Here is a 6857-nt window from a genome sequence, read left to right as displayed (position 1 = left end):
GCCAGTAAAGGTTGCTCATCATCACCCCCGTCAGTTCGGGAGCTTGAATCACGCAGGCAGACCAGCCTCAAGCCGATTAATGGGTCCTGACCCTAGCAGATCAGCTGTTTTACATAGATGTTACCCGAGACTCTTCCCTTTCATCAGGTCACACGGAATTTTTGCGTGATCCGCGTGATGGTTACTCAAACTGGACTTCCTTTGTTGAGGACTTGATGCAAGAAAAGAGGTTCGTCACACCAATTTTGCAGATAAATACCATTGATGGGCAATCTTGGGATGAATTCAGTGATTCTATTTGCAAGCAATTTGATGTCTTTGCTAGAAAGTGTCAAACGATCGGCTATCGCGCATCCGCAAAGCGCGACCAATCGTTTGATGCAGACTTGATCGCGCTACAGGATAGGATTGGGAATTTCACATCTCGGGGAGGGACTTTTCGATTCTTTTTGGACTACGATTACATTCGACCAGGGACGGGGGAGCTTCATGCTTATGAGGCCTCGAAAATTCTTGACGTTATACATGAGCTAATACCGGACGCCAGCCCTGTTCTTGTGGCGACCTCATTTCCGAGCTCTGTCACAGACGTCGCTGGAGAAAACAGCGGGGAGTTCGCCGAGGAAGAAGTGAAGTTTCACGAGGTGGCTTCTCGGCTTATTCACAACAAATTTGCAAATGTTATTTTTTCTGACTATGGGTCAATAAACCCCATCCGCAACGACGGCATCGTTATGGCAAATGGTTGGCGGCCTAGAATTGACTACCCATTCAAAGGCGACAGGATTTTTTACTATCGCGAGAAGAGAAAAAGCATTGGTAAAGGGAAGGGAAAAGAATATCTAACGACATACTCTCAACATTATCGCAGCGTCGCCTCTAGCATTGTTAGTGATGAGCGATTCAAACATGATATCGCCTCTTCAGACCTTTCTTCGTGGGGGGTGTCTCAAATACGAATGGCATCTAGCGGAGGAGTTCCTTCTTCCAGCCCATCGTTCTGGATATCGGTTCGCATGAATATACATATCCAACAACAATTGCGCCGACTTGGTCATTACGCAAGTCCTTTATCTACTTTCGACTGATATCTGCTTGCTTGCCGGGGTGCCCCCCCGATTCCTTCTCGATCAGGGAACCGGCGTGTGGAGGCGCGCACAAGATAGGCGGAAAATAACTTTTCCAAGGATTCACAGTAAGATATGCATATGTTATAACATAACATAATCTGTCTGTTATGAGTCATGAGTTATGTCTGTTCCCCTCGCCCTTGTCCGGGCGCACCTGAATCTTGAACCGGATGCCGATGGCGATCTGCTGAACCATTACAGCAACGTCGCCGCTGCCTGGATCGCCGCCTATACCGGCCAGCCCTTCGCCGCCGACAATCCGTTGATGGTGCAAGCCGCGCTGCTGATGGTGGCCGCGCAATATGAGAGCCGCGAGGCCATCATCTTCAGCAATGCCTACCAGATTCCGTTCGGCGTCCATGACCTGCTGTCGCCGCTGAAAGAACGCGTCACCGGCCATCAGCACGAGGCCGCAGCATGAGCATCACCAAACAATCATCCGATGCGCTGGCAAAGCGCCTCGCCGCCATCGCACCCGAGATCAAAGCCAAAGTTGCCCCGGCTGTCCTGAAATCTGCCGAGGAAGTCGCCGACAAAGCCCGCCAACTGGCCGAGGCATCCCGGCGCACGGGCGAGACAATCGACAGCATCGCCGTCACCGGCCCCGGCGAGACAACCCCGCCCTATGCGCAGGGCGGCGCGACCGCGCAGGCGCATGAGCTGCAAGCACTGGTGACGGTCGGCAACGCAAACGTGCACACCGCCCATTTGGTCGAGTTCGGCACGGAAGAGCGCCACCACAAAGACGGGACCAGCACCGGCAAGGTTACGCCGCTGCCCTTCATGCTGCCCGCGTGGCGGCTGGCAAAAACCCGCGTCGAGCGCCGCGTCAACCGTGCGGCGCGCGAGGGCGTCAAACCGGGTCACGATGGCAGGGACGCCAGGCGAACTTTCGACGTTCAGCAGGTAAGAGGCTGGATGATCGCGCAACCGCTTGTCCTGACCATCTTCCTGCCGCTGGTAGAGCTTCAGCGGCACCTTGGCGAGATCGCCCGCGATCACGTTGCAGCACGAAAACACTGTCGCATGTCGCTGCGCCATCGGCGCCGATACGCGCGGAAGCGTCTTCACCCGGCTCTGCCCGCCCCAACCACCCTCGACGATCCAGCCACGCGGCTGCGAGGTGCTGGACGGGCCATCATCACAAGCGACCGGCGCAGAAACGTGCGGTTCCACCCGGTCGGGCGGCGCCGGTCGGGCAAAGATTCGTCCGATGATGCTCATGCCGTTTCGATCTCCCGCGCCTTGCGCTTGCCCTCGGCCGTCTCGGCCCGCCCCACAGCCATGATCGCCGCAACCGCGGGATCGATCCGACCCCGAGACCGCGCCTTGTTGGGCTTGATGTTCTCCGACGCATCCTCATCCCGATGGACGTTGCCGATCGCCCAACCTCGGCGCCACGGCAGCCATCGCAACGGCACTTGTGGCGCTGATAGCCCTGCGGTGTGCCATGCTTCGCCCCCGCGCGGCAGTCCGCAGGGGTCGTGGGAAAACTGGCTTGCATCTGATCAGGCATCATAAAGTCCTTGCGCTGATGGCGGGGCGACCGGGAGGAGGTAGCCGCCCCACCTGACCATCGGGCCGCTTGCGCAAACGCCCCGATGGATTTTTGCCCTGCCGACGCGGCTGGGTATTTTGCTGTGTGACTTGACTCCACACCCACCTGCGCGAAGCTGATCGCAATTCGCGTAAAAGGAGAGAATCATGTCTGATGCAGCCCGGGCCGGGCGATATCTCGGCGCAGCCATCTGTGACCGGCAGGTCACTGAGCTAACTGGGATAGCCCGCGGCTTGATCGCTGACGGACATCTATCCGACGCCGAAATAGTATTCCTGCACAAATGGCTGGCCGCCAACGAAGGGGTGCATTCGCATCCGATGGTCTCGCGGCTGATCCAGCGAATCGAAGAAAGCGCAGCGGATAAAGTTATTGACGAAGACGAACGCCGCGACCTGCACGACACGCTGAACCGGCTGACCGGAAACGATTTCGAACTGGGCGAAGTGCTGAAATCGACCACCTTGCCGCTGGACAATCCCGCCCCCGCGCTGACCTTCGAGAGGCAGAGATACTGCTTTACCGGCACCTTCGTGACTGGAACCCGCAAGCAATGTGAGGCCGAGGTGATCTCGCGCGGCGGGCGCTGCGGCACCATCGCCTGGAGCACGAATGTGCTGGTGATCGGCGAATATGCGACAGCCTCTTGGGCGCAATCGTCATTCGGCCGCAAGATCGAACAGGCGGTTGAGTGGCAAAACCAAGGCTCACCCATCCGCATCGTGTCCGAAGCGCACTGGCGCCAGCACATCGACTGAAGCGCCCCGCTGAATTTTTGCCCCGCCGCCTTCTGGCAGCTCTCGGCCGGGCCAGCCGCAGGTTCCACGATCCCGGTACTCCTCGCCCGTGGCGGGCGGAATCGTGGCGGGTTAAGGACTGGTTCTGCCACCTGTCCTGCCTCACCCGCCCGGGCAACCTGAAAGCCCGATGCCATCACTGCCCCCGCATGATCTCGGGATAGCGGGGCAGCGTGTCGATGGCCCAAGCGACAGCGTCGCCATAGGGACGGCAATGACCGTCAAACCAATTGCAGGCCGTTTGGAACGTGACGCTGAAATGCACCGCGCACTCTTCACGCGACCTGAAGCTGGCAATCATCAGCATCGACCATGATGCCTGGGACGGCGGCGAATTCGTCACGCTCGAAATCGACGGTGCCAGTTATGTCGTCATCGACATCGGCATGCGGATGCTGACGCCGCGCGAGTTGTTCAACGCCCAGGGATTCCCGCCGGATTATGTCATCGAGGGGGTGTGGAACGAGGACGAGGCCGGCGATTGGCATTGGCGCGCCTTTGCCAAAGACGTGCAGGTCAGCTGCTGCGGCAACAGCGTTTGCCCGCAGCTGGCGGCTGCAGTTGTCGGTGCCAATTGCGGGCATCTGGCTGTCGAATCGAGGGGTGTTGCCAATGGCTGAGGTTCGCAAGAAAGGGTCGCCGAATGGTCGCCTATAACTTCCAGACCCGTTTCGCAGATGCGGTCGCCAGCGGCCAGAAGTGCCAGACCATTCGCGCGCAGCGGAAGGACGGGCGTCACGCCCAACCCGGCGACAGGCTGCAGCTCTATACCGGCATGCGCACCAAGGCCTGCCGCAAGTTGATCGATCCAGATCCTGTCTGTGCCGGCATTGAACCCGTCGTCATTGATGCGAATGGCATCCACTTATCTGACGGCCGATCCGTCCCGAACCCCGACATGCTGGCGCGATGGGATGGCTTCGCGAGCTTCGCCGAAATGGCCGAATGGTTCGACAAGACACATGGCCTGCCGTTTACGGGCATGCTGATCCAGTGGGACCGACTGCCAAAGGACGGCTGGATCGAGCGCTATGTTGCGCACACCTTGGCATGCTGCGGATTCACACATTTTGACGACGGCGGTTCGGTTGCAGACTACGCCAGAGAATGCGCGGCAGCCGCCTTCGACGACCCTTACTACAGGTCCGATGGCCCCGAGGCCTGCGCCGAAGGCGACATGGAATACTGGGGAGAGGATTGATGACCGCGCCGACTCGTCCTATCCTGCGCTGGCACGGCGGCAAGTGGTTGCTGGCGCCCTGGATCATAAGCCACATGCCGGCACATCGCGTCTATGTTGAGCCTTTCGGCGGCGCGGCCTCTGTTCTTCTGCGCAAGCCGAGAACCAATCTAGAGGTCTGGAACGATCTTGACGGTGAACTGGTGGCGCTGTTTCACCTGTTGCGGACAGCGCCTGATAATCTCGCCCGCTTGATTGAGGCCACGCCGTTCGCTCGTGCCGAGTTCGATGTCGCGCAATCTGGCGAGCCGTGCGCCGACGATGTGGAGCAGGTGCGGCGCTTGCTAATTCGGTCGCACATGGGATTCAGTCCCTGTGGTGCTGCGTTCCGCGGCGGACATTCCAAGACTGGTTTTCGAGGTCGCGGCGTTCGCGCCGGCACCACGCCGCCGATGAACTGGATGGGAATGCCGGCCGTGATTGCTTCTGTCGCTGACCGCATGCGCGGCGTGGTGATCGAGAGCAGGCCGGCGCTGGAGCTGATCGCGGCGCACGATTCGCCCGATACCCTGTTCTATGTCGATCCACCCTATCTGCCTGAGACGCGCGATGCCGGCGGCGATTACCGCCACGAGATGACAGGCGACGATCACATGGCGCTGCTGGACGTGCTGCGAGCGGTGAGGGGCAAAGTGATCCTCTCGGGCTATCCAAGCCCTGTCTATGACGCAGCTTTGGCCGGGTGGAACCGGATCGAGAAGACTACCCACGCCGATGGAGCCCGAAAGCGCACGGAAGTCATATGGCGCAGCTTCGAGCAGCAAGGAACGCTGATATGACAGGTCAACCGATTTCCGGCGCGCAGACGGAGGTTTCCAATGCCTAAGCGCGTCCAAATACGGCGGGACCGCCCGTGGCACCAGGAGGACAGGTAATGGGCCGCGCCGCGACATTCACCGAAGCCCAGGTGCGCCGCGCCGTGAAGGCGGCGCGTGAGGTGGATCCCATGGCAATCATCGAGGTGACACGCAGCGGCACGATCCGCATACTGCAGGCCGAGCCGAAGCGACCGGCGCAGAACGAAGTTGATGGATGGTTCGATGGTCAGGATTAATCTTAAAGGCATTCACCGGGTCCGCACCACGCTGGCCGACGGCAGCCGGCGAGAATATCACTATGCTTGGCGCGGCAAGGGCGCGCCAAAGTTCTGGGACAGCGCCAGCGGCGTCACAATCGGGTCACCAGAATATCTGGACGCCCTGCGCGCCTGCACGCCAAAAGCTGAAGCAGCGAAGGGGAAATTTCGGCAGGCCATTGTCGCCTTCCTGGACAGCACCGATTTTACCGGACTCGCCCCACGCACCCAGTCCGACATGCGCAAGTCGATCTATCATGCCAAGAACGGTATTGACCTCAAGTTCGGCAGCGCGCCGATCGCCGCCTTCAATGATCCGCGCATCCGCGGCGAGGCGCTGAAATGGCGCGACAAGATCGGCGGCAAGGTCGGCGATGATCGAATCCGCCACCTGCAACGGATCGTTGGCTTCGCCATTGATCGCAGCCTGATCGCCCAAAACCACTTCCGCGACATCAGGTCGGTCTACAAGCCCAACCGCGCTGAGATATTCTGGCTGCCCGGCGAGATCGATACATTCCACCAAGGCGCACCGGCGCATGTCTCGCGGATCCTCGCGATCGCGCTTGAGACAGGGTTGCGCCCAGGTGATCTGGCCGTCCTGTCGCGGGCACATATCCACAGGACGCCGCACGGGCGCCGCATCGTGATCTGGACGCAAAAACGCAGCCGCCTAGCTTCGATCCCGGTCACTGACCGGATGGCATCGCTGATCGACGCCACACCTTTGGATCAGGACAGGCTGATCGTGAACATGCGCGGACAGCCCTACAAGCACGAGAACTATCTCGGCGATGCTGTCAGCGAGTGGCGGGACAAGCTGAGCATCCGCCACGATCTGCGGCTCTATGACGCCCGTGGCACCGCCGCCACCCGCCTGCTGGAAGCGGGAGCCGAGTTGAAGGAGATCGCCACCCACATGGGCTGGTCACTGAAGCACGCCGCCGAGGTGATCGAACGCTATGTAGCGTTGTCGCCGGCCATGTCCGACAGCCTTGCCGAGAAGCTGAAGCAGGCCGAATCCAGAACGAAACTGTAAAATGACCTGTAAAACGGA

At 59.8% G+C, this 6857-nt stretch carries 8 protein-coding genes and 2 pseudogenes; 9 read left to right on the top strand and 1 reads right to left on the bottom strand.

The genetic code is table 11. The features are described 5' to 3' along the window. Positions 1 to 161: 161 nt before the first annotated feature. The 3 genes and pseudogenes from DFP89_RS08935 to DFP89_RS20745 form a co-directional block, all read left to right on the top strand. Positions 162 to 1088, top strand: a complete 927-nt coding sequence (locus tag DFP89_RS08935; protein ID WP_245948631.1) for a beta family protein — start codon at positions 162 to 164, stop codon at positions 1086 to 1088. Between the two features lie 163 nt (positions 1089 to 1251). Then, positions 1252 to 1551, top strand: coding sequence for a head-tail connector protein (locus DFP89_RS08930; RefSeq protein ID WP_114349034.1), 300 nt, complete (start codon positions 1252 to 1254; stop codon positions 1549 to 1551). Next, positions 1548 to 1841: pseudogene (locus DFP89_RS20745) on the top strand (HK97 gp10 family phage protein); the annotation flags it as partial. The gene DFP89_RS08930 and the pseudogene DFP89_RS20745, both read left to right, overlap by 4 nt. A gap of 216 nt (positions 1842 to 2057) precedes the next feature. On the opposite strand, the pseudogene DFP89_RS21090 reads toward DFP89_RS20745, so the two are convergent. Further along, positions 2058 to 2171: pseudogene (locus tag DFP89_RS21090) on the bottom strand (hypothetical protein); the annotation flags it as partial. Between the two features lie 663 nt (positions 2172 to 2834). Between DFP89_RS21090 and DFP89_RS08915 the strand changes: the two are divergent. From DFP89_RS08915 to DFP89_RS08890, 6 genes are all read left to right on the top strand, one after another. Continuing rightward, the gene (locus DFP89_RS08915; protein ID WP_114349032.1) at positions 2835 to 3446 is read left to right on the top strand and encodes a BRCT domain-containing protein; all 612 of its coding nucleotides are present in this window, start codon (positions 2835 to 2837) and stop codon (positions 3444 to 3446) included. 287 nt (positions 3447 to 3733) lie between these two features. Next, positions 3734 to 4105, top strand: coding sequence for a DNA cytosine methyltransferase (locus tag DFP89_RS08910; RefSeq protein ID WP_245948629.1), 372 nt, complete (start codon positions 3734 to 3736; stop codon positions 4103 to 4105). Between the two features lie 23 nt (positions 4106 to 4128). After that, entirely contained in the window at positions 4129 to 4686 is a 558-nt protein-coding gene (locus DFP89_RS20735; RefSeq protein WP_245948628.1) for an ASCH domain-containing protein, read from the top strand. After that, positions 4686 to 5504 (top strand): DNA adenine methylase, encoded by an 819-nt coding sequence (locus tag DFP89_RS08900; RefSeq protein WP_114349030.1) that lies wholly within the window; start codon positions 4686 to 4688, stop codon positions 5502 to 5504. The genes DFP89_RS20735 and DFP89_RS08900 overlap by 1 nt, the downstream gene beginning before the upstream one ends. A gap of 95 nt (positions 5505 to 5599) precedes the next feature. Continuing rightward, positions 5600 to 5779: a hypothetical protein gene (locus DFP89_RS08895; RefSeq protein ID WP_114349029.1), complete on the top strand. Its 180-nt coding sequence runs from the start codon at positions 5600 to 5602 to the stop codon at positions 5777 to 5779. Then, positions 5766 to 6839, top strand: coding sequence for a tyrosine-type recombinase/integrase (locus DFP89_RS08890; protein WP_181870291.1), 1074 nt, complete (start codon positions 5766 to 5768; stop codon positions 6837 to 6839). Before DFP89_RS08895 ends, DFP89_RS08890 begins: the two co-directional genes overlap by 14 nt. Positions 6840 to 6857 lie beyond the last annotated feature (18 nt).

The organism is Paracoccus lutimaris (assembly GCF_003337565.1).
Lineage (GTDB): Bacteria > Pseudomonadota > Alphaproteobacteria > Rhodobacterales > Rhodobacteraceae > Paracoccus > Paracoccus lutimaris.
The sequence above is the reverse complement of the archived record's forward strand: the minus strand, read 5'-3'. Positions and strand labels throughout refer to the sequence as shown.

Excerpts from the sequence above, each read along its gene's own strand:
- DFP89_RS08930 (WP_114349034.1), top strand. The coding sequence starts at position 1,252 with ATGTCTGTTCCCCTCGCCCTTGTCCGGGCGCACCTGAATCTTGAACCG.
- DFP89_RS08895 (WP_114349029.1), top strand. The coding sequence starts at position 5,600 with ATGGGCCGCGCCGCGACATTCACCGAAGCCCAGGTGCGCCGCGCCGTG.
- DFP89_RS08915 (WP_114349032.1), top strand. The coding sequence starts at position 2,835 with ATGTCTGATGCAGCCCGGGCCGGGCGATATCTCGGCGCAGCCATCTGT.
- DFP89_RS20735 (WP_245948628.1), top strand. The coding sequence starts at position 4,129 with ATGGTCGCCTATAACTTCCAGACCCGTTTCGCAGATGCGGTCGCCAGC.
- DFP89_RS08890 (WP_181870291.1), top strand. The coding sequence starts at position 5,766 with ATGGTCAGGATTAATCTTAAAGGCATTCACCGGGTCCGCACCACGCTG.
- DFP89_RS08900 (WP_114349030.1), top strand. The coding sequence starts at position 4,686 with ATGACCGCGCCGACTCGTCCTATCCTGCGCTGGCACGGCGGCAAGTGG.